Origin of the sequence: Comamonas sp. A7-5 (assembly GCF_039581385.1) — a bacterium.
GTDB classification, from domain to species: Bacteria; Pseudomonadota; Gammaproteobacteria; order Burkholderiales; family Burkholderiaceae_C; genus Comamonas; species Comamonas thiooxydans.
Window position 1 is genome coordinate 85,073 of the sequence record NZ_JBCPWO010000013.1, and the last position, 20,842, is coordinate 105,914.

Annotated in this window: 24 protein-coding genes; 9 read left to right on the forward strand and 15 right to left on the reverse strand. The window is 60.1% G+C overall.

Translation table 11 applies throughout. From position 1 onward, the window contains the following. Positions 1 to 18: 18 nt before the first annotated feature. From AAIL67_RS19245 to AAIL67_RS19255, 3 genes are all read right to left on the reverse strand, one after another. Positions 19 to 519 (reverse strand): hypothetical protein, encoded by a 501-nt coding sequence (locus AAIL67_RS19245; protein WP_343484595.1) that lies wholly within the window; start codon positions 517 to 519, stop codon positions 19 to 21. A gap of 310 nt (positions 520 to 829) precedes the next feature. Then, entirely contained in the window at positions 830 to 1,183 is a 354-nt protein-coding gene (locus tag AAIL67_RS19250) for a hypothetical protein (RefSeq protein ID WP_343484596.1), read from the reverse strand. A 145-nt stretch (positions 1,184 to 1,328) separates the two neighbouring features. Next, complete coding sequence (locus AAIL67_RS19255) at positions 1,329 to 2,021, reverse strand: Bax inhibitor-1/YccA family protein (protein ID WP_003053535.1); 693 nt, start codon at positions 2,019 to 2,021, stop codon at positions 1,329 to 1,331. A 192-nt stretch (positions 2,022 to 2,213) separates the two neighbouring features. On the opposite strand from AAIL67_RS19255, the gene AAIL67_RS19260 reads away from it, so the two are divergent. Next, positions 2,214 to 2,621 (forward strand): heme-binding protein, encoded by a 408-nt coding sequence (locus AAIL67_RS19260; protein ID WP_003053536.1) that lies wholly within the window; start codon positions 2,214 to 2,216, stop codon positions 2,619 to 2,621. 203 nt (positions 2,622 to 2,824) lie between these two features. Here the strand turns inward: AAIL67_RS19260 and AAIL67_RS19265 are convergent, their stop codons facing one another. The 9 genes from AAIL67_RS19265 to AAIL67_RS19305 all read right to left on the reverse strand — a co-directional run bounded on the left by AAIL67_RS19265 (position 2,825) and on the right by AAIL67_RS19305 (position 10,210). Further along, positions 2,825 to 3,034 (reverse strand): hemin uptake protein HemP, encoded by a 210-nt coding sequence (locus AAIL67_RS19265; RefSeq protein WP_003069932.1) that lies wholly within the window; start codon positions 3,032 to 3,034, stop codon positions 2,825 to 2,827. Positions 3,035 to 3,287: 253 nt separating this feature from the next. Then, entirely contained in the window at positions 3,288 to 3,704 is a 417-nt protein-coding gene (locus AAIL67_RS19270; RefSeq protein WP_034358920.1) for a biopolymer transporter ExbD, read from the reverse strand. Between the two features lie 3 nt (positions 3,705 to 3,707). Next, positions 3,708 to 4,430, reverse strand: a complete 723-nt coding sequence (locus tag AAIL67_RS19275) for a MotA/TolQ/ExbB proton channel family protein (protein WP_003069935.1) — start codon at positions 4,428 to 4,430, stop codon at positions 3,708 to 3,710. A gap of 23 nt (positions 4,431 to 4,453) precedes the next feature. Further along, positions 4,454 to 5,182, reverse strand: a complete 729-nt coding sequence (locus AAIL67_RS19280; RefSeq protein WP_034379817.1) for an energy transducer TonB — start codon at positions 5,180 to 5,182, stop codon at positions 4,454 to 4,456. A 144-nt stretch (positions 5,183 to 5,326) separates the two neighbouring features. Then, a complete protein-coding gene (locus AAIL67_RS19285) occupies positions 5,327 to 5,620 on the reverse strand; it encodes a (2Fe-2S)-binding protein (RefSeq protein ID WP_343484613.1) in 294 nt (97 codons plus the stop codon). Between the two features lie 95 nt (positions 5,621 to 5,715). Next, the gene (locus tag AAIL67_RS19290; protein WP_343484614.1) at positions 5,716 to 6,843 is read right to left on the reverse strand and encodes an alpha-hydroxy acid oxidase; all 1,128 of its coding nucleotides are present in this window, start codon (positions 6,841 to 6,843) and stop codon (positions 5,716 to 5,718) included. A 121-nt stretch (positions 6,844 to 6,964) separates the two neighbouring features. Next, positions 6,965 to 7,645: a Fe2+-dependent dioxygenase gene (locus AAIL67_RS19295; RefSeq protein ID WP_034358914.1), complete on the reverse strand. Its 681-nt coding sequence runs from the start codon at positions 7,643 to 7,645 to the stop codon at positions 6,965 to 6,967. 109 nt (positions 7,646 to 7,754) lie between these two features. Beyond that, positions 7,755 to 7,937, reverse strand: a complete 183-nt coding sequence (locus AAIL67_RS19300) for a hypothetical protein (RefSeq protein WP_034379815.1) — start codon at positions 7,935 to 7,937, stop codon at positions 7,755 to 7,757. Positions 7,938 to 7,957: 20 nt separating this feature from the next. Further along, a complete protein-coding gene (locus AAIL67_RS19305; RefSeq protein WP_343484597.1) occupies positions 7,958 to 10,210 on the reverse strand; it encodes a TonB-dependent siderophore receptor in 2,253 nt (750 codons plus the stop codon). A gap of 372 nt (positions 10,211 to 10,582) precedes the next feature. On the opposite strand from AAIL67_RS19305, the gene AAIL67_RS19310 reads away from it, so the two are divergent. The 5 genes from AAIL67_RS19310 to AAIL67_RS19330 all read left to right on the forward strand — a co-directional run bounded on the left by AAIL67_RS19310 (position 10,583) and on the right by AAIL67_RS19330 (position 15,340). After that, positions 10,583 to 11,233 (forward strand): PepSY-associated TM helix domain-containing protein, encoded by a 651-nt coding sequence (locus AAIL67_RS19310; protein WP_034379814.1) that lies wholly within the window; start codon positions 10,583 to 10,585, stop codon positions 11,231 to 11,233. Between the two features lie 28 nt (positions 11,234 to 11,261). Further along, the gene (locus tag AAIL67_RS19315; protein ID WP_012838986.1) at positions 11,262 to 11,783 is read left to right on the forward strand and encodes a DUF2271 domain-containing protein; all 522 of its coding nucleotides are present in this window, start codon (positions 11,262 to 11,264) and stop codon (positions 11,781 to 11,783) included. Positions 11,784 to 11,933: 150 nt separating this feature from the next. Beyond that, positions 11,934 to 12,734 carry a DUF4198 domain-containing protein gene (locus tag AAIL67_RS19320; RefSeq protein WP_003069955.1) on the forward strand — a complete coding sequence of 267 codons (801 nt, stop codon included), beginning with the start codon at positions 11,934 to 11,936 and terminating at the stop codon, positions 12,732 to 12,734. An 87-nt stretch (positions 12,735 to 12,821) separates the two neighbouring features. Further along, the gene (locus AAIL67_RS19325; RefSeq protein WP_343484598.1) at positions 12,822 to 13,940 is read left to right on the forward strand and encodes an FAD:protein FMN transferase; all 1,119 of its coding nucleotides are present in this window, start codon (positions 12,822 to 12,824) and stop codon (positions 13,938 to 13,940) included. Next, positions 13,937 to 15,340, forward strand: coding sequence for a sulfite reductase subunit alpha (locus tag AAIL67_RS19330; protein WP_063663424.1), 1,404 nt, complete (start codon positions 13,937 to 13,939; stop codon positions 15,338 to 15,340). Before AAIL67_RS19325 ends, AAIL67_RS19330 begins: the two co-directional genes overlap by 4 nt. A gap of 104 nt (positions 15,341 to 15,444) precedes the next feature. Here the strand turns inward: AAIL67_RS19330 and AAIL67_RS19335 are convergent, their stop codons facing one another. Beyond that, entirely contained in the window at positions 15,445 to 15,840 is a 396-nt protein-coding gene (locus AAIL67_RS19335; RefSeq protein WP_072248304.1) for a helix-turn-helix domain-containing protein, read from the reverse strand. 105 nt (positions 15,841 to 15,945) lie between these two features. Between AAIL67_RS19335 and AAIL67_RS19340 the strand changes: the two genes are divergently transcribed. Further along, the gene (locus AAIL67_RS19340; protein WP_343484599.1) at positions 15,946 to 16,206 is read left to right on the forward strand and encodes a helix-turn-helix domain-containing protein; all 261 of its coding nucleotides are present in this window, start codon (positions 15,946 to 15,948) and stop codon (positions 16,204 to 16,206) included. Positions 16,207 to 16,794: 588 nt separating this feature from the next. On the opposite strand, the gene AAIL67_RS19345 is transcribed toward AAIL67_RS19340, so the two are convergent. Further along, positions 16,795 to 17,103 (reverse strand): SWIB/MDM2 domain-containing protein, encoded by a 309-nt coding sequence (locus AAIL67_RS19345; protein ID WP_003053560.1) that lies wholly within the window; start codon positions 17,101 to 17,103, stop codon positions 16,795 to 16,797. Positions 17,104 to 17,381: 278 nt separating this feature from the next. Here AAIL67_RS19345 and rraA point away from each other — a divergent pair, with 278 nt between their 5' ends. Next, the gene (gene rraA / locus AAIL67_RS19350; RefSeq protein WP_034379811.1) at positions 17,382 to 17,897 is read left to right on the forward strand and encodes a ribonuclease E activity regulator RraA; all 516 of its coding nucleotides are present in this window, start codon (positions 17,382 to 17,384) and stop codon (positions 17,895 to 17,897) included. A 16-nt stretch (positions 17,898 to 17,913) separates the two neighbouring features. On the opposite strand, the gene AAIL67_RS19355 is transcribed toward rraA, so the two are convergent. Continuing rightward, entirely contained in the window at positions 17,914 to 18,825 is a 912-nt protein-coding gene (locus tag AAIL67_RS19355) for a DMT family transporter (RefSeq protein ID WP_343484601.1), read from the reverse strand. Positions 18,826 to 19,360: 535 nt separating this feature from the next. Between AAIL67_RS19355 and aceA the strand changes: the two genes are divergently transcribed. Then, positions 19,361 to 20,692: an isocitrate lyase gene (gene aceA / locus AAIL67_RS19360; protein ID WP_003053566.1), complete on the forward strand. Its 1,332-nt coding sequence runs from the start codon at positions 19,361 to 19,363 to the stop codon at positions 20,690 to 20,692. Positions 20,693 to 20,842 lie beyond the last annotated feature (150 nt).

A 20,842-nucleotide genomic window follows, 5' to 3' on the forward strand; every position in this document is an offset into this window, starting at 1 on the left:
TTTTTCCTGCGCCGTGGCTCATGAAGCACCCTCGATGCAGGCTTGGGCTGCAACGACCTTTCCGTTCTCTCCCGATGGGTGAATGCGAACCACCCGCAATGCGGTCGGCTGATCCACCAGCAGGCAGGTCTTGCCGGTGCGCTTGCAGTGATCCTTCACGCGCCAGTAGGCGCCATCGCTGATGCAGCCCGTCTGGCAGATCACCAGATCGGCAGCGTGCAGGCTGTCCTCCAGCAACTGCTGCTCGGCCAGGGCCTGGCTGTCGGCAGCCTCGACCACAGGCCAGTCGACGCCGGACACTGTCTGTTCAACTGTAGGTTGAGGTGTTTCCCGCAGCAGATCCAGTGCCATCGCCTGGGCCAGGGCGTGGCGCTGCTCACGTTCCCAGGCAAGCGCGCTGTCGCGGACAATGACCTTGGCCCTGAGCTGTACGAGCTGCTGCCTGAGTGCTTCGACTTCCCGTGCCAGCGACTGCATCTGTGCCGTGCAGCGGGTCTGCACTTCCATGTAGGTCAGCATGAGGGCCTCATGCTCAAGGCGTATTTGGTTGAAGTCATCATCTGGCACGGCAGTCTTGTCCCCATGGTTGAGAGCACAACAGAACTCGTCGCTGGGATGCGCGTATGTGCGGCTAAGAATGGAATCAATAGTCAATGAATATAAATGAGAATTGTTTGTATTCAAAGTCCGTAAAAGAAATATGACATCCGAAAAGCTTGGCGTGAGAGATGTCGAGCATGAAAAAGGCCGTAGCAGTGTTGCTACGGCCTGTGCGGGCGTTGGCTGGCACTGGCCCGGAGCTCATGATCCGGGCCTGGCACAAGCGACTTCAGCTGCGGTTGCGACTGGGGCTGTTTTCTGGCTCCGCAGTGCTGCGCTTTTCGGCTGAGCTCTGACCCAGTACGGAAGGTACGCCTTCGATCTTGTTGGAGCGCATGTATTCATCCATGTCCTTCCAGCCCGCAAACACAAGCGCCTTGGGCGCCTTGGGGTTGAGGACGTAGCAATCCTCCAGCCCGCGCATGGCATGCCTACAGGCACCGCCAATGGCCTTGGCTTCGGACTCGCGCGCCACGGTGCGTGGGTCTGGACCCAGGCCCGGAATGTCTTCAATCTTGCAGCCTGCCAGTACCAGAGGCAGCAGGGCAATGGCAAGTGCGCGGGGAGGGTGGTTTGGCTTCATCTTGTCTGCTTATCGGCAGCGGCAGTCGGAAATTTAGGCCATGACTGAAATATCCATCAATGCGATGACCGCGCTTGACGTCAAGGTTACTGGAAACAAAAAGGAGTGCGCAAGGCACTCCTTTTTGCTTGAGTGGTGGCGAGGTTTAGTCGCGGTCGCCGCCCATGATACCCAGCAGGGCCAGCAGGCTCTGGAACACGTTGAACAGGTCCAGATACAGGGCCAGGGTGGCGCTGATGTAGTTGGTTTCACCGCCGTCGATGATCTGCTTGAGGTCATACAGCATGTAGGCGGAGAAGATGCCGATGGCCAGCATGGAGATGGCCATCATGCCTGCCGTGGAACCCACGAAGACATTGATGATGGCACCTACCATCAGCACCAGAGCGCCCACGAACAGGAACTTGCCCATGCCCGACAGGTCGCGCTTGATCACGGTGGCCAGCATGGCCATCACGAAGAACACGCCAGCGGTACCGGCAAAGGCCGTCATGATCAGTTGGGTGCCATTGGAGAAGCCCAGAATCATGCCGATCAGGCGCGATAGCATCAGGCCCATGAAGAAGGTGAAGGCCAGCAGCACGGGCACGCCAGCGGCGCTGTGCTTGGTCTTTTCGATCGCGAACATGAAGCCGAAGGCGCCGACCATGAACACGATCAGGCCCACGCCGCCAGTCAGCGCGCGAGTCATGCCAGTGGCTACGCCCAGCCAAGCGCCCAGCACGGTGGGGATCAGGCTGAGTGCCAGCAGCCAGTAGGTATTGCGCAAGACACGGTTGCGCTCTTGCTGCGAGACACCGTAGCCCGCAGAGCCCAGTGTGGTGACTTGTTCGTTCATGTAGCCATTCCTCCTTCAGGAATTGTGGGTTGAAACATTGTCATTCTAGGTGGGGGTCTTGAGAAGCCTTTGCAATACCCCGTTGCAATGCGGCAGTTTTAGGATGGAATGTTTTTCACATCGCATCTACTTTTGCCTGCAAAGTACAGAATATGCTTGCTGCATTGACAATCCAACGGAGCTTTTTATCTCATGAAGACCAAGCACGAACTCGAACTGGCCGATGTGAAAGCCATCGCTGCGGCTGCCGAAGCTGAAGCACTGAAGAACAACTGGCCCGTGACGATCTCCATCGTGGACGACGGCGGCCATCTGCTGCTGTTGCAGCGTATGGATGGTGCTGCTCCCATCTCTTCGCATATCGCCCCCGCCAAGGCTCGCTCTGCAGCCGTGGGCCGCAAGGACACCAAGGCTTTTGAAGACATGATCAACAATGGCCGTACCGCTTTCCTGAGCGCTCCGTTTGTGGACGGCCTGCTCGAAGGTGGCGTAGCCATCGTCAAGGACGGTCAGGTGCTGGGCGCTGTGGGTGTCTCGGGTGTGAAGGCCAATGAAGACGCACAGGTTGCCAAGGCCGGCATCGCAGCCCTGGGCCTGTAATGGCTTGATTTCTGCCGCTGCAGCGGCAGAGTCCAAAACAAAACCCCTGCCGCTTGATGCGTGCAGGGGTTTTGTTTTGGCGGGTTGCGAATGAGGAAAAAACGCGTGGCTATGTGAAGCGTAAGCACAAGAGAGGGCAGGTGCTCTACAACGACTATGGCTGGCGAATCGACACTTGCGGTGTCGCCCCACGATGAAACGGTTTATTTGGTCAGAATGAGCTTGCCCAGCTTGGTGGCCTGCAGGCGATAAGGAGTGCCGTTGTGCAGGATGGTGACGGCTTTCTGGCCGTTGAGCAGCAGGGCGCTGTCCAGGCCCAGGCTGGAGCCGGAAGCGGCTGAGGGGGTTGCAGCAGCCATGGAGGGGGTGCTACGGTTGTTGGGCTGTGAGGTCGCAACAAGCGGTGCAGACATGCCGTGATTCCTTAAGATCAAAAACTGGTGTAATGATAACAATTCTCAATTGAAAAGCAAGTGATACTTAATCTCATTCGCAAAAAAACTGCCATTTATTTTTCATGTGGAATCTGTCCAGCCGCATCTGAGGACTTTTGCCTGCGGTCCATCAGCAGTTTGTGCCTGTGCCGGGCGGCTTGAGTGCTGTTTTGATGCAGGTTCCACAATAAAAAAAAACGGCCCCTGAGGGCCGTTTTTTGCAAGCATGGGCTTATTTGGACGGGTCGGTCACAAAGCCTATTTTCTTGACGCCAGCGCGCTGGGCGGCGGCCATGGCCTGGGCCACGCGCTCGTAGCGCACTTCCTTGTCGCCGCGGATATGCAGGTCGGGCTGCGGCTCCTTGACGGCCTCGGTCTGAAGATTGGTCTCCAGTTGCTCGTCACTGATTTCCTGGCCGTTCCAGGAGTATTTACCATCGGCCGTGATGCCCAGCTGCACGGTGGCAGGCTTGGTGTCCTCGGGCTGGTTGGTGGCGCGGGGCAGGTCCACGTTGACCGAGTGTTTCATCACGGGCACGGTGATGATGAAGATGATGAGCAGAACCAGCATGACGTCCACCAGAGGCGTCATATTGATCTCGTTCATCACATCATCGCTGTCCCCATCGTCCATGGTTCCAAATGACATGGCTTAGGCGCCTTTCTTCAGGGGCAGCACATTGCCAGAGACCTGGCCGTCCACGGAAACGCGGGCACCGGTCACGAAGTAGGCGTGCACGTCGTGGGCGAAGCTGTTGAGGGCGTTCAAAATGCCCTTGTTGCCACGTACCAGAGCGTTATAGCCCAGCACGGCGGGGATGGCGACGGCCAGGCCCAGGGCGGTCATGATCAGCGCTTCGCCGATGGGGCCGGCCACCTTATCGATGGATGACTGGCCGGACATGCCGATGGCCACCAGAGCGTGGTAGATGCCCCAGACGGTGCCGAACAGGCCGATGAAGGGGGCGGTCGAGCCCACGGAGGCCAGAATGGCCAGGCCGGATTGCAGGCGGGCCGTGAATTCGTTGATGCCGTTGCGCAGGCAGCGGGTCACCCAGTCGCTGATGTCCAGCGTGTCATGCAGGTGGACGCTGGTCTTGCGGTGGTGGGCGGAGGCTTCACGGCCTTCGAGCACCATGAAGCGGAAGGGGTTCTGCTTGTCGTCACCCAGCTTTTCCAGGCCGGTGGCCAGATCGGGGCTGTGCCAGAAGTCCTGCGCCTGGGTGGCGAACTTCTTGAATTTCACAATATCCAGCGCCTTGAGAATAATGACCAGCCAAGAGGCCACCGACATGACCAGCAAGATGATGGCCACGCCTTTGGTCACGAAGTCGCCCTGTGTCCAGACGTGGGCAATGCCGAATTGGGATTCCATGGGTACTCCTGAGAACTGCAGATTTATTTGAGAACAAAGTTGATGGGCACGATGTGCCACATGGGTTCGGCCACGCCGTTGCGCTTGCCGGGGACAAACTTCCACTGGCGCACGGTGTTGACGGCGGCGTCATCCAGGCGGTCAAACCCGCTGGACTGCTTGATTTCGATTTTCTCGGGCTGGCCCTGCTCGTTGATATAGACGCGCAGCAGCACCTTGCCTTGTTCACCCATGCGCTTGCTGACCGAAGGATAAGCGGGAGCTGGGTTGTTCAGATAGGCAGCATTGCTTGATGGCTGCTCGATCTTGGGCGGAGCTGGTGGTGCGGGAGGTGCAGGCGGAGCCGGAGGTGCCGGGGGCGCGGGTGGTGCCGGCGGTGTCTTGTCCGGTTTGCTGTCGCTGTCTTCCAATGCCCCCTGAGGTGCAGCCGGTGCCGGTGTCGGGTCCTTGATGGCCTTGGGCAGCGGAGCCTTCTTGACCTCGGGCTTGGGCTGCGGTTTGGTCTCGGGCTTGGGCGCTGGCGCCGGAGGCTTGGGTGGAGGGGGAGGGGCCGGCGGGGCAGGTTCGGCAGCCGGCGGTGCCACAAACTGGGCAATCACGCTGGCGGGAATCACTATCTCTGGCGGCTTTTGCTGTGCCAGGCCATGCTGCATGGCCCACAGGGCGGCAGCGTGCACGACAACCACAGCACCAGCAACTGCCATATTGCGGCTCGGGCCGCTGGCAGGTGCAAATCGATCAGACTGGGACATAAGAACGAGAAGAGCAACCAGCGCAGGCTGGGATCAGAAAGGAAAAGCGCTGGTCAACCGGCAATAGCAGGCACAGGAAGCAGGGCACGCAGACGGGATCGCATCATTCACGCAGGATCCACCAGGTGCATACCATCACGAGAATCAGACTGCCAAAGACGGCTGAGAGGACGGAGAGGTGGGCCATGCTTTGCTTTCCAGAATATTGGTGGCAAGCTGAACCGTCTGCAACGACGCGCAGGATTGCGCTTCGTTGTGGATGGCCGCGATCGGATGGCTTGCACTGCACTGGGCGACGACATCACGTGCGCAGCCTTCGCAGCGCCCGCATTGTGTGGCAACACCCAATTCAAACTGGATTTCGTCAAAGCTCATCCCCGCATGCGCGTGGCGTGCTATTTCTCGGTCAGAAACCCGGCGGCATACACAGACGATCATGGCTACAGGCAGTTGTTGCTGGCTATTGATGTAATAGGCGGAGTATAAATGAGAATCCATCGCATTTGCAATGCATGCCGCCAAATTACGCACAATCAGCAAGTGGTTAAAAGCCGGGGCCCGACCTGATCGAGGCTGGCGCAGCCGGTCTGGGCCATGGCCAGCTCCAGCTCGGCGCGCAATAAATACAGCATATGTGCCACCCCCAGCATGCCGGCCACCGCCAGGGCATGCATTTGCGGCCGGCCCAGCAGTACGGCACTGGCACCCAGGGCGATGGCCTTGAGCACATCGGTGCCCTGGCGCACGCCGCCATCCATCAGCAGCGGAATATGGGCAGGCGTGGCCGCGCGAATGGCAGGCAGCACTTCGAGGGGGGAGACGGCGGTGTCCAGCACTCGCCCGCCATGGTTGGAGACCACGATGGCATCAGCCCCCAGTTCCACGGCTTGCGCGGCGGCACGGGCCGAGAGCAGACCTTTGATGATCAGCGGCAACCGGGTTTGCTGACGCAGCCAGACCAGGTCGTCCCAGGTAGGCGCGCCTCGGGCCAGCTCGCTGCCGAACAGAATGTGCTCGCTCATCAGATCGCCGGTCTGCCGTTGCTGGGGCATGCCACGCAGATTGACGGCCTCCACGCCTGGTGGCAGCGGGTAGCTGGAGCGCTTGATATGGGCGTCCACCGTCCAGACCAGGGCCTGATAACCGGCATCTTCGGCGCGGCGAATCAGCTGCAGCGTGTGCTCGCGCGTTGGCTGCTGGTAGAGCTGGAACCACAGCGGGCCGCTGCGCCCCAGCTCCTGCGCTGCAGCTTGCGCGGCCTGGGCGATTTCTTCGAGCGTGCAACTGGATAGAGTGCTGACCACCATGCCGGTACGCATGGCCATGGCCGCGCGCGCCGTGGCGAGCTCGCCTTCGGGATGCGCCAGCTGTTGATAGGCAACTGGTGCCAGCAGCAACGGCCAGTCCAGACTCTGGCCCAGCAGGCTTTGCCGCGTATGCGCGGCCGACAGATCGGCCAGCGGCTCAGGACAGAGACGGATGCGGTCGAAGGCCTGGCGGTTGTGGGCCAGAGTCAGACCCTGGTCCGCACCGCTTTCCAGGTGGGCCCAGGCCTGAGCCTCCATATGCTCGCGGGCCAGCCGGGCGTAGTCCGCCAGGGAGCCTATCTGCGCGGAAATCTGCGTCAGTGGCGGTTTGACGGGCTGGCCAGCGGCATTCAAAGGTTCAACAGTCATAAATCAAGCCGGTTGGATGGGGGCGAGGCAGCAAAGTAGGCGCAGTGTAGGGGGGAGACAGCCGGCGAGGGCTACCCAGCAGCGCAGGCTGTCGTCTCCCAGGAAGCTAGCTTTCAGACCACATGCGCAAGAGATTGTGATAGGTGCCCGAGAGGGCGGCGATGCGCGGATGCTCGGGCTGCTCTTGCGTGAGTTGCTGAATGCTCTGGTCCAGATCGAACAGCAGACGGCGCTGCTCCGCCGACTTGACCAGGCTGTGCGTCCAGAAGAACGAGGCATAGCGCGTGCCGCGCGTCACGGGGTTGACTCGGTGCAAGCTGGTGCCGGGGTAGACGATGGCATCGCCGGCCGCGAGCTTCACGCTTTGCTGGCCGAAAGTGTCTTCCACCATCAGCTCACCGCCTTCGTATTCGTCGGGATCGCTGAAGAACACCGTGGTGGAGACATCGGTTCTGACCTTGATGGCCGTGCCCGGAATGGTGAAGAAGGCGTTGTCGATATGGTTGCCATAGGTACCTCCACCCTCATAGCGATTGAAGCGCGGCGGCAGAACCTTGAGCGGCAGGGCTGCCGACATGAACAGCGGGTTGCGGCCCAGCCGGTCCAGGATCAGATCGCCTATCTGCTGGCCGGTCTTGCTGTCCAGCGGCAGTTGCAGATTGCTCTTGACCTGAGCGGCCACGTGGCCGGCCGTGGTCTTTCCGTCCTGCCAGCTGGCGGCTTCCAGCGCCTGACGGCAGTGGCGTACTTCATCGGGGGTGAGCAGGCAGGGGATGCGTAGCAACATGGCGGGAGTGAGGCGATATCTATTTGTTGATGATCAGGGTTACATCATTAACCATAGCTGGTAGCGCTTGATACCTATAGCTTTCAATGATTTATTGGGTTGAAAACATTTATGGAAAGACGCTATCAGCTATGGTTTTGATGGCGAAGATCAGGCTTTGCGAGCCAGCGACAATGCGCTTGATCCGCCAAGTGTGCATGTAAAAAGCCCCGCTGGCATCAGGAGCCTGCGGGGCTTTGGGGCATGGTTTGCAGCCAGGCTGCGCCAGATCAAGCGCAGGCAGGACTGTCATTGCTCCTGTCAGTACATGAATTAGTACGTGAACTTGAGCGAAGCCACGGCCGAGCGGCCGGCGCCCATATTGGCGTAATGAGGCGAGCGCACGCCGGTGTAGTAAACCTTGTTGCCCAGGTTGTAGACGTTCAGCTGGAAGCTCAGGTTCTTGTCGATCTGGTAGGCCATCATCGCGTCATAACGGGCATAGCCGGAAGCACCCTTGGTCACGATGCCCCCCTTGCCTTGAATGTAGCTGGCAGCAACGTCGCTCTGAGCATAGATACCCAGACCCAAGGTCAGCTTGGCCATGGGCTTGTAGCTGGTCCACAGGCTGAAGCTGTGCTTGGGCGTGTTGTAGAAGGGCAGGCCATTGCGAACATCGTCCTTGCCCATGTTCTTGAACTCGCTATCCATAAAGGTATAGCCGCCGAACACGCTCAGATTGGACAGGATCTGGCCGGTAAAGCCCAGTTCGATGCCATTGACTTCCTTGTTGCCGCCCATGTATGTGCCGGTTGCATCGGTGATGCGCACATTGGTCACTTCATTGCGGAAGATTGCGGCAGTCAGGTTCAGCTTCTTGTCCAGCAGGTCCCACTTGGTGCCCAGCTCGATGGACTTGGTCTTTTCCGGCTTCAGGCTGATCAGCGCATCGGTGGTCGTGGTCAGGTCCTCGCTGCCGTTGCCCAGAGTCGAGCCACCGGGGCGCGAAGAGGTACCGATGTTGGCGTAGATGCTGCCATTGGATGCAGGCTTGTAGACCACGCCCAGCTGGTAGTTGAACATCGTATCGCTACGGCTCAGGTCATACGCCGGGTAGGCGCTGGCGCCACGGCCGCCGGCGGGGCCGGAAGCGTTGAGCTTGTAGTGGTCCACGCGCAGACCGGCATTCACCAGCCATTGCTCGTTGAGCTTCAGAGTATCAAAGCCGTAGACGGCAATGGTGTCGATTTTGTTGACGGTGGATTGCGCAGGCAGTGACCAGGCAAAGTTCCAGGGGGCATTGGCGCCGCTGGGGTTGCTCAAAGTGGTGCACCAAGGATCGGAAACGCCTGTGCAGGTGCCACCGCTCTGGATGGCGCCCGAGCTGCCGTCAGCCTTTTCCTTGGACAACTCCAGACCGAAGGCATAGCTGTGGCCGATGGAGCCGGTCTGTTCCTTGCCGGTAAATTCGGTCACGTTCTGCAGTGTGGTGGTGTCATAGACGCGGTAGTTGCCGCGGCGCCAGACATAGCCATTTATGGCATTGCCCTTGGAGTCGTCGGGTTGGGTCCAGACATAGTCCTGCTTGGTCTTGCTGTAGCGCAGGCTGTTGCGGATCTTGTTGGTGTCAGTGAACTTGTGCGTGACCGAAGCAGTGAACAGATCGCTCTTTTCCTTCTCGAAATCACGGTTGTGCAGGCCGTACCAGTTGGCACGGTCGTTGCCATAGGTGGGACGCACGGTGCTGCCGCCGGGCAGGGTGGCCATGGCGGCATTGCTGTACAGATAAGGCACGCCGCCGTCGGGGGTATTGTCGGTCTGCAGATGCTGCCAGGACAGGGTCACTTCGGTGGCTGTGCCCATGCCGAAGGTCACGGTGGGGGCAATGCCCCAGCGCTTGTTGTCAGGACCGTTGCGGCCGGGCACGTCGGCACTGTGGCCCATGGCGTTCAGGCGAATGCCGGTGGTCTCGTTGATCTTGCGGTTGATGTCCAGCGTGCCGCGCAGATAGTTGTCGGTGCCCAGGCCCACGTCGCCGGAGATGAAGTTCTCGTTCTTGGCCTTCTTGGTGGAGATATTGATGGAGCCACCAGCGCCGCCACGACCGGCATAGGCCGAGTCGGCGCCCTTGATGACTTCCACGGCTTCGACGTTGAACAGTTCGCGGGTTCCAGAAGCGATGTCGCGCATGCCGTCCACAAAGGTGCTGGACTGGGCGTCCATGCCGCGGATGAAAGGCTGGTCGCCGGTGGGGTTGCCGCCTTCGCCGTTGCCGAAAGTGATGCCGGGGGTGGAGCGCAGAGCGTCTTGCAGGCTGGTGGCGCCGGTCTGCTTGATGATCTCTTCATTGATGACCTGAACGGTCTTGGGCGTGTCCAGCAGGGGAGCGGTGAACTTGCCTTGAGGGCTGGCTTCGGTCTTGAAGCTGGACTCGGCAGCGGCTTCCACATTCACGGTGGACAAGGTGGTTTCCTGCTGAGCCATCGCGCTGGCGCCAATCAGGCACAGGCCTGCGGCAATCACGATTTGCTTGAGCTCGCAGCGCAAGCCGTTGGAGTCGGTCGGGGTCAGATGGTTGTTGGACATGCTTTTGATGAAGAGTCGATTTTTTGAAAAAGCGTGCGGATTCTAGGTGATATTGATAATAATTCTCGATACCATTCAATAATGAGTATCGGCAATCTACGTTTTGTTGCAGTGAGGCAACAGATTGTTGAGTGGAGGGCGTGCAGCGGATCGCCGGAATCGGTCGAGCCACGGGTTTGCTGAGCTGGCAAAAGCCCTGGGCGCGAGGGCGCTTTGTTTACGTCAAGTAAAGTAAATAAAAGTGAGATGCATTTAGAATTTGCGCAACTAGAATGCCGCCTTGCTGCGCAAGCAAGGACTGGCCTTGTGGCGCTATGTCCCAAAGGTCGGCTCGGCCCGGCCCGGCGGCAACGCAATCCCAGAAAGTTCTGAATGACCGCGGCTTCCTCCAACGCCCCACAGCGGGCGTACTGGCTCAAAAAATTACATGAGTGGCACTGGATCAGCTCTGCCATCTGCCTGATCGGCATGCTGCTGTTTGCCGTGACGGGATTCACCTTGAATCACGCCGGGCAGATCGAGTCCAAGCCCAAGGTCGAATCGCGTGATGCGCAACTGCCCCCGGATCTGCTCGAAAAACTGCAGCAAGCCCAGAAGAAAGGCGTGGAAGCGGCGGACAAGAATGCCGTGGGCTTGCCTGCCGAGGTGGATGGCTGGCTGGCTCAGCAGATCAAGGTCAGTGCCAAAGATTTTGCCGTGGAGTGGAGCGAAGACGAGGCCTATGTGCCCATGCCGCGCCCGGGTGGCGATGCCTGGCTGCGTGTGGACCTGAAGGAGGGCTCGGTCGAGTACGAGAAGACCGACCGGGGCTGGATCTCCTACCTCAACGACTTGCACAAGGGGCGCAATACGGGCGGAGCCTGGAGCTTGTTCATAGACGTCTTTGCGATTGGCTGCCTGGTGTTCTGTATCACGGGCCTGCTGATCCTGAAGATGCATGCGCAGCGCCGCCCCATGACCTGGCCCATGGTGGGCCTGGGTCTGGTGCTGCCCGCCTTGCTGGTGTTGCTGCTCGTGCATTGAGCCCAAGAATTTTGTGAAGGAAGAAAAAATGGCGAAGCGGATTTTCAAGACCACGGTGGCGCTGAGCGCCGTGGTGGGCCTGCCGGCAATCGCGGGCGGCATGAATGTGGCTGTGACCGTGCCCCAGTTGCAGGTGGCCGAATACCACAAGCCCTATGTCGCCGTGTGGCTGGAAAAGGCCGACGGTGGTGTGGCTGCCAATCTGTCCGTCTGGTATGACGTGAAGATGAAGAATGCCGAGGGCACCAAGTGGCTCAAGGACATGCGCCAGTGGTGGCGTCGTACCGGCCGCGAGCTGAGCTTTCCCATCGATGGTGTGACCCAGCCGACCAAGCCCGTGGGCACCCATGCGCTGTCTTTTGCGGAAGGCAAGAACCCGCTGCCCCAGCTGGCTCCCGGCCAGTACAAGCTGATGGTGGAAGCCGCGCGTGAAGTCGGCGGCCGCGAGCTGGTGTCCATTCCCTTCGAGTGGCCCGTCAAGCAGGCCACCAGCCTGAGCGCCAATGGCAGTACCGAGCTGGGCGCGATCAAGCTGGAATTGAAGCCTTGATCACCCCCTGAGGCGCTCCGCGCCTTCCCCCTCTCTGCTTCGCGGAGGGGGACAACACCTTCGCTGCGAGGCGGCTCTTGCTTGGTGTTCCTGGCTTGGGCCTCGCCTCATTTTCGGATTTGTCACCCTTTCTGTTTTCAAGGACCTGATATGAAGTTCCAAACTCGTGCCATCGTCGCTGCAACTCTGGCTCTGGCTGCCCTGGGCGCCCAGGCACATGATCTGTGGTTCAAGCCTTCCAGCACCGTGCTGTCCAAGTCCGACTGGGTGACGGTGGATGCGGCGGTGTCCAACGATGTGTTCTTCTTCAACCACCGTCCGCTGGGTCTGGAAGCCGTCAAGGTGACCGCGCCCGATGGCGCGGCCGTGGAAATGAAGAATGTCGCCAAGGGCGAGTTGCGCAGCATGTTCGACTTCAAGCCAGAAAAGACCGGTACCTACCGCGTCACCATGCTGATGACCGGCGTGATGGGCGGCTACAAGGATGCCAACGGCCAGCCCAAGCGCCTGCGCGGTTCGGTGGAGGAAGTGCTCAAGCAGATTCCTGCCGATGCCAAGGAAGTGCGCGTGACCGAGAATCTGCGCCGCATGGAAACCTTTGTGTCTCTGGGCAAGCCCTCGGCGCTGGCGCTGACCGGCAAGGGTCTGGAGCTCAAGCCCGTGACTCACCCCAATGACCTGGTGGCCAGCGAAGAGGCGACCTTCGAATTCCATCTTGACGGCAAGCCCGCTGCGGATCTGGAGCTGGAGCTGGTGGCCGACGGTATTCGCTATCGCGACGGTGTGGACGCCATGAAGCTCAAGACCGATGCCAAGGGTCAGGTCAAGATCAAGTTCCCCCGTGCAGGTCTGTTCTGGCTGAATGCCGATGCTACGGACAAGAAGACCAGCATTGCCAAGGCAACGGAGCGCCGCCTGGGCTATATAGCGACTCTGGAAGTCCTGCCTTAAGCGTTGGCGCTTGATGGACTGAATACGCGCGCCCGCTATGGGCGCGTCGTTGTTTTTGCTGCTGTTTTCGTCTTTGTCTGGATGCCCATGCCCACACCCCCCCGCGTACGCTTTGATGCCAGTCTCTGGCAACTGCCCTCGTCGGCGGCACAGAGTCAGGCTTGTCCCCGGACGCCGGCGCTTGACTTTGGCGTGCAGCGCTGGAGACCTGCAAGCCTGCAGCACCAGCAGGACGGGCGTATTCACCGCCTGTCCGGCCAGACCATGGGCACCCACTGGTCGCTGCGCCTGCTCAATCCTGATTACCTGCCCACGGAGCCGGTGCAGGCCCTGCTGGAGCAGGTGTTTGAGGATGTCATTGCCCAGATGAGCAACTGGGAGGCGGATTCGCTGATCACCCGGTTCAATCGTTCAAGTCCCGGTGAAATGCATGTAGTTCCGGCGGAGTTTGCTCAGGTTCTGGAAGCGGCCTTGCATTGGGCAAGGCTTTCAGGCGCGGCGATGGACCCCGGCATGGGAGCGCTGGTCTCACTGTGGGGGTTCGGGCCGCGTCAGAACCCGTTGCAGCCGCATTCAGGGCAGGCACCTGCCAGCGATGAGATCGAACGCTTGCTGAAGACCAGCGGCCATGGCCATCTGCGCTGGAATGCACAGACCCGGCAGTTGCAGCAGAGCGGTGGTCTTGAGCTGGATTTTTGCGGCATTGCCAAGGGCTTTGCCGTGGATTGGGCGGTGCAAAAGCTGCAGGCGGTTGGCTGGGCTGCGGGCATGTTCGAAATCGGCGGTGAGCTGCGCAGCTGGGGGGAGCGCCCTGATGGGCGGCCCTGGCAGGTGCAGCTGGGCACGGGCGGTTCTGTCGAGGCCGAGTCGCTGGTCGTGGCCTGCAGGGAGGGTGCTTTTGCCACCTCGGGCGACTTCTGGCATCAGTTCACGCAGGCTGGCAGGCGCTATTCGCACACGCTGGATCCGCGCACGGGCTGGCCGGTGACGCATGATCTGGCCAGCGTGACCGTGTTCCATGAGGAATGCATGCACGCCGATGCGCTGGCCACCGTGCTCACGGTGCTAGGTCCGCAGCAAGGCATGGACTTTGCCCGTCAACATGAGATTGCGGCCGTGCTCACATCGCATCTCGCACCCGATGGCAATGAGGCCCGCAGACAGGTGCTCAAGACACCGGCCTGGATCAACCTATTTGAGGCATGACAGTGGAATGGATTTTGACGCCCGAGCGCATTTATGGGGCTATGGGTTTGGTAGCCGCCTACGCAGGCATGTGCTGGGGTATTGGCACCAAGGTACGCAGGCAGCGCCTGGCCGATGAGGCCGAGAGCAATGCCTCGCAGGGCGATGCCGCTGCGCCTGCCGTCCTGGTCGCCTATGCCAGCCAGACGGGGCAGGCCGAGGCGCTGGCACGCGCCACGGGCAAGATGCTGGTCGACGGCGGTCTGCAGGTGCGCCTGCTGCCCGTGGAAAAACTGACGGCCGTGCTGCTGCAGCAATTCGAGCACAGCCTGTGGCTGCTATCCACTACAGGCGAGGGCGATGCGCCCGACCATGCGCTGGGCTTTGTGCAGCAGCTCATGGCCACGCTGCCTGCGCTGACCCGGCACCAAAGCCTGGTGCTGGCGCTGGGTGATCGTGAATACCAGGAGTTCTGTGCGTTTGGTGTGCAAGTGCATGAGTGGTTGCAGACCAGCGGCGCGCGCAGCGATCTGGTCTGCGTGGACAATATGGATGCCTCAAGCTTGCAGAGCTGGCAGACCCAGGTCGCTCAGATGCGACAGGACTTGCTGGGCGAGTCTGCGCCCGCTCAGGAACTGGACTCGGACTGGTTGCAGGCGCCGGTCAGCATGCCTTTTGTGCTCAGTCGGCGGCGTTTGCTCAATCCCGGCAGCCAGGGCGGGGCGCTATACCTGCTGGAGTGGACGCCGCAGTCCGGCGAGCTGCCGCGCTGGGAGTCGGGCGATCTGGTGTCTCTGTGCGTGCCTGCCGACCCTGAGCGCGCGCGCGACTACTCGATCGCCTCGATCACGGCCGACGGCAGCCTGCAACTGCTGGTGCGAGAGAGCACGCGTGCCGATGGTTCGCCGGGCCTTGCGTCGCACTGGTTGTGCTGTGGCATGGCCGAGGGAGATGTGCTGCCGTTGACCTTGCGCGAGCACCGCGGCTTCAGGCTCGGTGACAACGCCGGGCGGCCGCTGATTCTGATCGGCAATGGCTCGGGCCTGGCGGGCCTTCTCAGCCATATCAAGGCGCGTGTGCAGCAAGAGCTGAGTGATCAATGGCTGTTGTTCGGAGAGCGCAGTCCACAACATGACGCGCTATTTGCCGATCAAGTGGGCGCATGGCTCAGGCAAGGCCGACTGGCACGACTGGATCAGGCCTGGTCGCGCAACGGCAAGGATTCGCGCTATGTGCAGGATTTGCTGCGCAGCCATGCGGAGGAAGTCCGGCAATGGGTGGAGCGTGGTGCGGCCATCTATGTTTGCGGCAGCCTGAACGGCATGGGTCAAGGCGTGCATCTGACGCTGCAGGCCATTCTGGGCGAGGCCAAGGTGACCGAGCTGTTGGGCTCGGGCCGCTACCGACGCGATGTGTACTGAGCACGTCCCGGCGGGGGGATGGCAGCAGGCCCTGTCACCGTCTTGGAGCAGGACTGCACCGCATCCTATAGGTGCCGCACCGCTCGGACATCGGGCAGGACGGATCAGAGGGCGTCTTCACCCGGTCGATGTGGCCGATCCTGGAGGGCCTGCTTGCGGTCTTCGGCGGACATGGCATGTGCCGCAGACAGCAGTTCTGCGGATCGTATGAGGTGCTGCCTTCCATCCGCATTGCACCTGCGATACCCGTGAAGGAGGCGGAGTTCATCGTCTGACAGAGCCTCTGCAGGGTGAACTGCCGGTGTGCGGTGTCCTGCCAGCACATACAACAGGTCCACTCCGTGTGCGCTCAGCGCGGTCATCTGAAAGCCATCCGGCGCTGTCTTGCCGGATTCCCAGGAAAAAAGAGTTTGCTTCGTAGTGCCAGCAAGTGCAGCGAAGGCTGGCTGGCTCATGCCCAGCCGGTTTCTTTCTTCGCGCAGCCGTTCCCCTAGGGTCATAAAAATTTGTCCAAGGTGTATTGCATGGGAAAGAAATCTTTCCCATAATTCGCCAAAAGCACGACGACGTGCTTTAACCTAAATAATTAGGCGAAAGGCTACCAGATGCATCCCGAGCAAATCAAAGCGGCGCTGCGCATGAAAGGCATTTCCCCCACGGCATTGGCGTCCGAAATGCGCGTGGCCAACAGCAGCGTGTCGCAAGTCATCAGCGGTCGTGCGGTATCGGCCCGCATTCGACAGCGCATTGCAGAAATCACAGGCATGCCCGTCGATATGCTCTGGCCGCCTGTCAACGAGCGCCATGCACTGCACAGCACACGCCTAGAAGGAGCGGACGCGCGTATCGCAAGGGGGGCGCCATGAGTCGCACGGCGTGCCGCAATCACACGGCCCTGCGCGGCAGGAGAGGCGTTCAATGAGCTTTGGAATTGCAGCACTGATTTTCTTGGCCGGTCTCCTCTGCGGATGTCTCATGGGCATTGCCGGCGTCGTGACGGCTTTGGACGGTTATTGAGGGACAGCGCTCAAGCTCGTGCACCTCCCATGGCCGGGGCTGCCGGGGAAGCGTTCGTCGCACCGAGACCCGAACGTGCGCACGCGTCTCCATGCCTGTGGAGCCCATGTCCTGGCTGCCCGGCACTGCAGTCTTGCAGGAATGTGCGGTTCAGGGTGCAAGCATGGCGGGGCACGATGGCGGAGATAGCCCGGGGTCAGCTTCGTGAGGGCCGCGCCAATCGGTGGGCCGCGCGGTTGTCGGAAAGACCTGCCGGCCGGTTCCGTCCTGACCAGCGTTCGCGGCCGTGATTCCGTCGGCGTCGAGACCGGGGCATGCACGCATGCATTGCTGCGGTAAAGCCGCCCCAGTCGCGTCGGCCTGTACGCGACACTTGCCTCAGAAATACAAAAAGCTGGCTCGGGCCAGCTTTTTTGTGGTCAGCGCAAGCGCAGTGCTTACTTGACGTGCTTGCCGATCAGGCCGGCCATCTCGAACATGGAGACTTGGGGCTTGCCGAAGACTTCCTTGAGCTTGGCGTCGGCGTTGATCATGCGCTTGTTGGCAGCGTCTTGCAGGTTGTTGGCCTTGATGTAGACCCACAGCTTGCTGATGATTTCAGTACGGGGCAGGGGATCCTTGCCAACCACGGCAGCCAGAGCGGCGCTGGGGGTCAGGGGTTTCATGAAGGCAGCGTTGGGAGTGCGCTTCTTAGCGGCGGGAGCTGCTGCCGGTGCTGCAGCGGGTGCCTTCTTTGCAGTTGCCATATTGCTTATTCCTAATTGGGTAGTGGACTTATCACCAGCGAAATACAGCTGCAATCCACTGGCTGAGTCTGATGCTAATGGCAAAAAATCGCTCTTCCAAGCTAGTGGGCTGTTTTTTTGCCTCGATTTGTTGCTCTCAGGCCCTTTCGTGTCCGTTTTCACGGGTTTTTCCCCGAGAGTGTTGTGAAAAAGTTGCTCTCTGTGTGTGTCCGCTGGTGCTTGTGCTATGTCAGGTGCTCAGGGCAAGATGCGGGAGACTTGGTTTTGTGGAGATTTTCATGAGCGATTCCTCGGCTTCTCTTGGCTTCAGCACCTGCGATTTGTGCGATGCGCATATCAGCGATGACAGCAGCGATTTCCGTGTGCTGCCGCCCGTGTTCCACAGCTATGGCGGGAATGTCGGCTTTATGGGGGAGGTCAGCACCGTGCAGTGTCTGGACGACAACAGCCTGGTGCGAGCGGCGCTGGCCGAGCCGGGAGGTGGTCGTGTGCTGGTGGTCGATGGCGGCGGCTCGCTACGCCGGGCTCTGGTGGGGGGGAATGTGGCGACATCGGCGGCCCAGAACGGCTGGGCCGGGGTGCTTGTCTATGGCTGCGTGCGCGACGTGGCCGAGCTGAAATCCACCCCCGTGGGTCTGTATGCGCTGGCGCTCAACCCCATGCCTACCGTCAAGCAAGGCCAGGGACTGCGCGATGTCTATGTGCAGATCGCCGGCCTGTGGATTCGCCCGGGCGACTGGCTGTATGCCGACTCCGACGGCATTGTGCTGAGCCGCCGCAATCTGCTTTCCTGATTGGAATCGACGGCGCCTAGCGCCTGAACTGCAATGAACCGGGCCAGGTTGCGATCACCACGCTGGTCAGGGCAATGCCGAAGGCCAGCAATTGCATGCTGCCGACGCGCTCGCCCAGGGCCAGCATGCCCACCACGGCGGCGCTGATGGGCAGCAGCACGGTAAAAATGCCGGCCCGCGATGCGGGCACGGCGCGCAATCCCGTCATCCACAGCCACACCGTCCAGACGCAGGCGGCCAGGGCGTAAAACAGCAACAGACCCCATGCGGGCACCGAAACCCGGGAAAAATCAAACTGCCAGGCCAGATAGAGCCCGGCGGGTGCGGAAAGCACAAACCCCCAGAGATTGATCAGCGCCGTAATGCGTTTGGGGCTTACGCTGGCGGTGAGCTTTTTGCCGATCACGGCATATGCGGCCTCGCACAGCACTGCGGCAATCAGCAGCAACTGGCCCAGGCCTTGCTGGGGATGTGCGGCAAGGCTGCTGCTTTCGGTCTTGCTCAAGGCATTCAGCCCTATGCCGGCCACTGCGAAAGCAATGGCTGTCCATGTGCGCGCGCCAACGGCTTCGCGCAGAAAAAGCCAGCTCATGATGGCGACTGCGGCAGGAATTGCGGCCATGGTCACGCCTGCCGTGACCGCGCTGGTCATGGCCACGCCGCTGATCATGCAGAGCGTGAAAAGGAAATTGCCGAAGAAGGACTCAAAAAACAACAGCCACTTGGTCTGTCTGGTCAGAGTTGTCTCGTGCGCAGGTGGCCTGAGCCAGCCCAGCATGGCCACGGCACCGATGCCAAAGCGCAGCCAGGCCAGCAGCATGACCGGAAAGATGGCAGCCAGAGGCTTGGACAAGGCCACATAGCTTCCTACCAAAGACATGCTGAGCGCCAGGCAGAGATAGGCGATGGGGCGGCTGGGCGTGTGCATGGCGAAATGAATTTCAATGACAAGAGAAGGTGATGCAAAGCAGTGTGGCAGGGCTGTTGCATGCATTTGACCCAGGGGAGGGAACTGTTGTTTTTTTGTCCCCGCCGCCTTGGGCGCCATGTCTTTGTCGTGTCACCTGTTTTTGTTCAAGTGGCTTGGCCTGTCTCGTGCCGGATAAATGAGCAGATCAAGGATGAGCAGATCAAGGATGAGCAGATCAAGGCATGCGCCGGGACTTTTTTCGTACTGCATTCAAAGGATGCGGACTCCGGAAGTCGTGCTTCTGCAAATTTTTCATGAAGCAAGAATTCAATTTTGCATTATGAAAAATTGAAATGTTGCGCTGCCGCAAAATTTCTCAATACGAGAAATACGTTTTCTTATTGTGAAAAATAAAAATAAGTCATTGATTTTATTGAATATAAATTTCAGTCTTTTATAAGACATAAGACTCTGTAAAAGAGTGCTGCAGACATAAAGTAGATCCCAAGGACGAACACCAATTCATCTTGTTTTAACCGCTAAGGAGTGCACCATGCCCCAATCCCTGACTCAGCAACTGAGCCGTGAACAGCAAATCGCAGCCCTCGAAAAAGACTGGGCACAGAACCCACGCTGGAAGAGCGTCAAGCGCGGCTACAGCGCTGCCGATGTGGTGCGTCTGCGTGGCAGTCTGCAGCCAGAGTACACCCTGGCCCAGCGCGGTGCCGAAGTGCTGTGGGACAAGATCAACGGCAGCTCGAAGAAGGGCTATGTGAACGCCTTCGGTGCCATCTCCGCAGGCCAGGCCATGCAGCAGGCCAAGGCCGGTCTGGAAGCCGTGTACCTGTCGGGCTGGCAAGTAGCCGCCGACGGCAACACCTCCGAGACCATGTACCCCGACCAGTCGCTGTACGCCTATGACTCCGTGCCCACCATGGTGCGCCGCATCAACAACACCTTCAAGCGTGCCGATGAAATCCAATGGGGCAAGGGCATCAACCCCGGCGACAAGGAGTTCATCGACTACTTCCTGCCCATCGTGGCTGATGCGGAAGCCGGCTTCGGCGGCGTGCTCAACGCGTTCGAGCTGATGAAGAACATGATTCAGGCAGGTGCTGCCGGCGTGCACTTCGAAGACCAGCTGGCTGCGGTCAAGAAGTGCGGTCACATGGGCGGCAAGGTGCTGGTGCCCACTCGCGAAGCGGTCGAAAAGCTGATTGCCGCCCGTTTTGCAGCCGATGTGATGGGCGTGCCCACCATTGTGCTGGCCCGTACCGATGCCGAGGCGGCCAACCTGATCACCAGCAACCATGACGAGAACGACATCCCGTTCCTGACTGGCGAGCGTACTCAGGAGGGCTTCTACCGTGTCAAGAACGGTTTGGAGCAATCCATCAGCCGCGGCGTGGCCTACGCTCCCTACGCGGATCTGGTGTGGTGCGAAACCGGTGTGCCCGATATCGGCTTTGCCCGCGAATTCGCCCAGGCCGTGCATGCAGCCTGCCCAGGCAAGCTGCTGAGCTACAACTGCTCGCCTTCGTTCAACTGGAAGAAGAACCTCAACGACAGCCAGATCGCTTCCTTCCAGGAAGACCTGTCCGCACTGGGTTACAAGTTCCAGTTCATCACGCTGGCCGGCATCCACAGCAACTGGTACAACACCTTCAAGTTCGCCCACGAGTACGCTCGCGGCGAGGGCATGAAGCACTACGTGGAAATGATCCAGGAGCCCGAATTCGCGGCACGTGACAAGGGCTACACCTTTGTCTCGCACCAGCAGGAAGTGGGCGCAGGTTACTTCGACGACGTGACCACCGTGATCCAGGGCGGCTCATCCAGCGTCAAGGCGCTGACCGGCTCCACCGAGGAAGAGCAGTTCCATTGAGCCACGATGAATCGTGATTCTGTCTAGGTAAAAAAGGGGTTATGCGCCCGGGGCGAAAGTCTCGGGCGCTTTTTTGTTTGCCGGGTTAAAATGGCGCGACTTCAATTCACAAGGGCGAGAAAGGCATCAACGGTTATGACACCGCGAACT

Excerpts from the sequence above, each read along its gene's own strand:
- aceA (WP_003053566.1), top strand. The coding sequence starts at position 19,361 with ATGCCCCAATCCCTGACTCAGCAACTGAGCCGTGAACAGCAAATCGCA.
- AAIL67_RS19340 (WP_343484599.1), top strand. The coding sequence starts at position 15,946 with ATGCATCCCGAGCAAATCAAAGCGGCGCTGCGCATGAAAGGCATTTCC.
- AAIL67_RS19320 (WP_003069955.1), top strand. The coding sequence starts at position 11,934 with ATGAAGTTCCAAACTCGTGCCATCGTCGCTGCAACTCTGGCTCTGGCT.
- AAIL67_RS19315 (WP_012838986.1), top strand. The coding sequence starts at position 11,262 with ATGGCGAAGCGGATTTTCAAGACCACGGTGGCGCTGAGCGCCGTGGTG.
- AAIL67_RS19245 (WP_343484595.1), bottom strand. The coding sequence starts at position 519 with ATGCTGACCTACATGGAAGTGCAGACCCGCTGCACGGCACAGATGCAG.
- AAIL67_RS19265 (WP_003069932.1), bottom strand. The coding sequence starts at position 3,034 with ATGTCTGCACCGCTTGTTGCGACCTCACAGCCCAACAACCGTAGCACC.
- AAIL67_RS19305 (WP_343484597.1), bottom strand. The coding sequence starts at position 10,210 with ATGTCCAACAACCATCTGACCCCGACCGACTCCAACGGCTTGCGCTGC.
- AAIL67_RS19275 (WP_003069935.1), bottom strand. The coding sequence starts at position 4,430 with ATGGAATCCCAATTCGGCATTGCCCACGTCTGGACACAGGGCGACTTC.
- rraA (WP_034379811.1), top strand. The coding sequence starts at position 17,382 with ATGAGCGATTCCTCGGCTTCTCTTGGCTTCAGCACCTGCGATTTGTGC.
- AAIL67_RS19270 (WP_034358920.1), bottom strand. The coding sequence starts at position 3,704 with ATGTCATTTGGAACCATGGACGATGGGGACAGCGATGATGTGATGAAC.
- AAIL67_RS19250 (WP_343484596.1), bottom strand. The coding sequence starts at position 1,183 with ATGAAGCCAAACCACCCTCCCCGCGCACTTGCCATTGCCCTGCTGCCT.
- AAIL67_RS19310 (WP_034379814.1), top strand. The coding sequence starts at position 10,583 with ATGACCGCGGCTTCCTCCAACGCCCCACAGCGGGCGTACTGGCTCAAA.
- AAIL67_RS19345 (WP_003053560.1), bottom strand. The coding sequence starts at position 17,103 with ATGGCAACTGCAAAGAAGGCACCCGCTGCAGCACCGGCAGCAGCTCCC.
- AAIL67_RS19355 (WP_343484601.1), bottom strand. The coding sequence starts at position 18,825 with ATGCACACGCCCAGCCGCCCCATCGCCTATCTCTGCCTGGCGCTCAGC.
- AAIL67_RS19295 (WP_034358914.1), bottom strand. The coding sequence starts at position 7,645 with ATGTTGCTACGCATCCCCTGCCTGCTCACCCCCGATGAAGTACGCCAC.
- AAIL67_RS19335 (WP_072248304.1), bottom strand. The coding sequence starts at position 15,840 with ATGACCCTAGGGGAACGGCTGCGCGAAGAAAGAAACCGGCTGGGCATG.
- AAIL67_RS19280 (WP_034379817.1), bottom strand. The coding sequence starts at position 5,182 with ATGTCCCAGTCTGATCGATTTGCACCTGCCAGCGGCCCGAGCCGCAAT.
- AAIL67_RS19325 (WP_343484598.1), top strand. The coding sequence starts at position 12,822 with ATGCCCACACCCCCCCGCGTACGCTTTGATGCCAGTCTCTGGCAACTG.
- AAIL67_RS19255 (WP_003053535.1), bottom strand. The coding sequence starts at position 2,021 with ATGAACGAACAAGTCACCACACTGGGCTCTGCGGGCTACGGTGTCTCG.
- AAIL67_RS19330 (WP_063663424.1), top strand. The coding sequence starts at position 13,937 with ATGACAGTGGAATGGATTTTGACGCCCGAGCGCATTTATGGGGCTATG.
- AAIL67_RS19300 (WP_034379815.1), bottom strand. The coding sequence starts at position 7,937 with ATGACAGTCCTGCCTGCGCTTGATCTGGCGCAGCCTGGCTGCAAACCA.
- AAIL67_RS19285 (WP_343484613.1), bottom strand. The coding sequence starts at position 5,620 with ATGATCGTCTGTGTATGCCGCCGGGTTTCTGACCGAGAAATAGCACGC.
- AAIL67_RS19260 (WP_003053536.1), top strand. The coding sequence starts at position 2,214 with ATGAAGACCAAGCACGAACTCGAACTGGCCGATGTGAAAGCCATCGCT.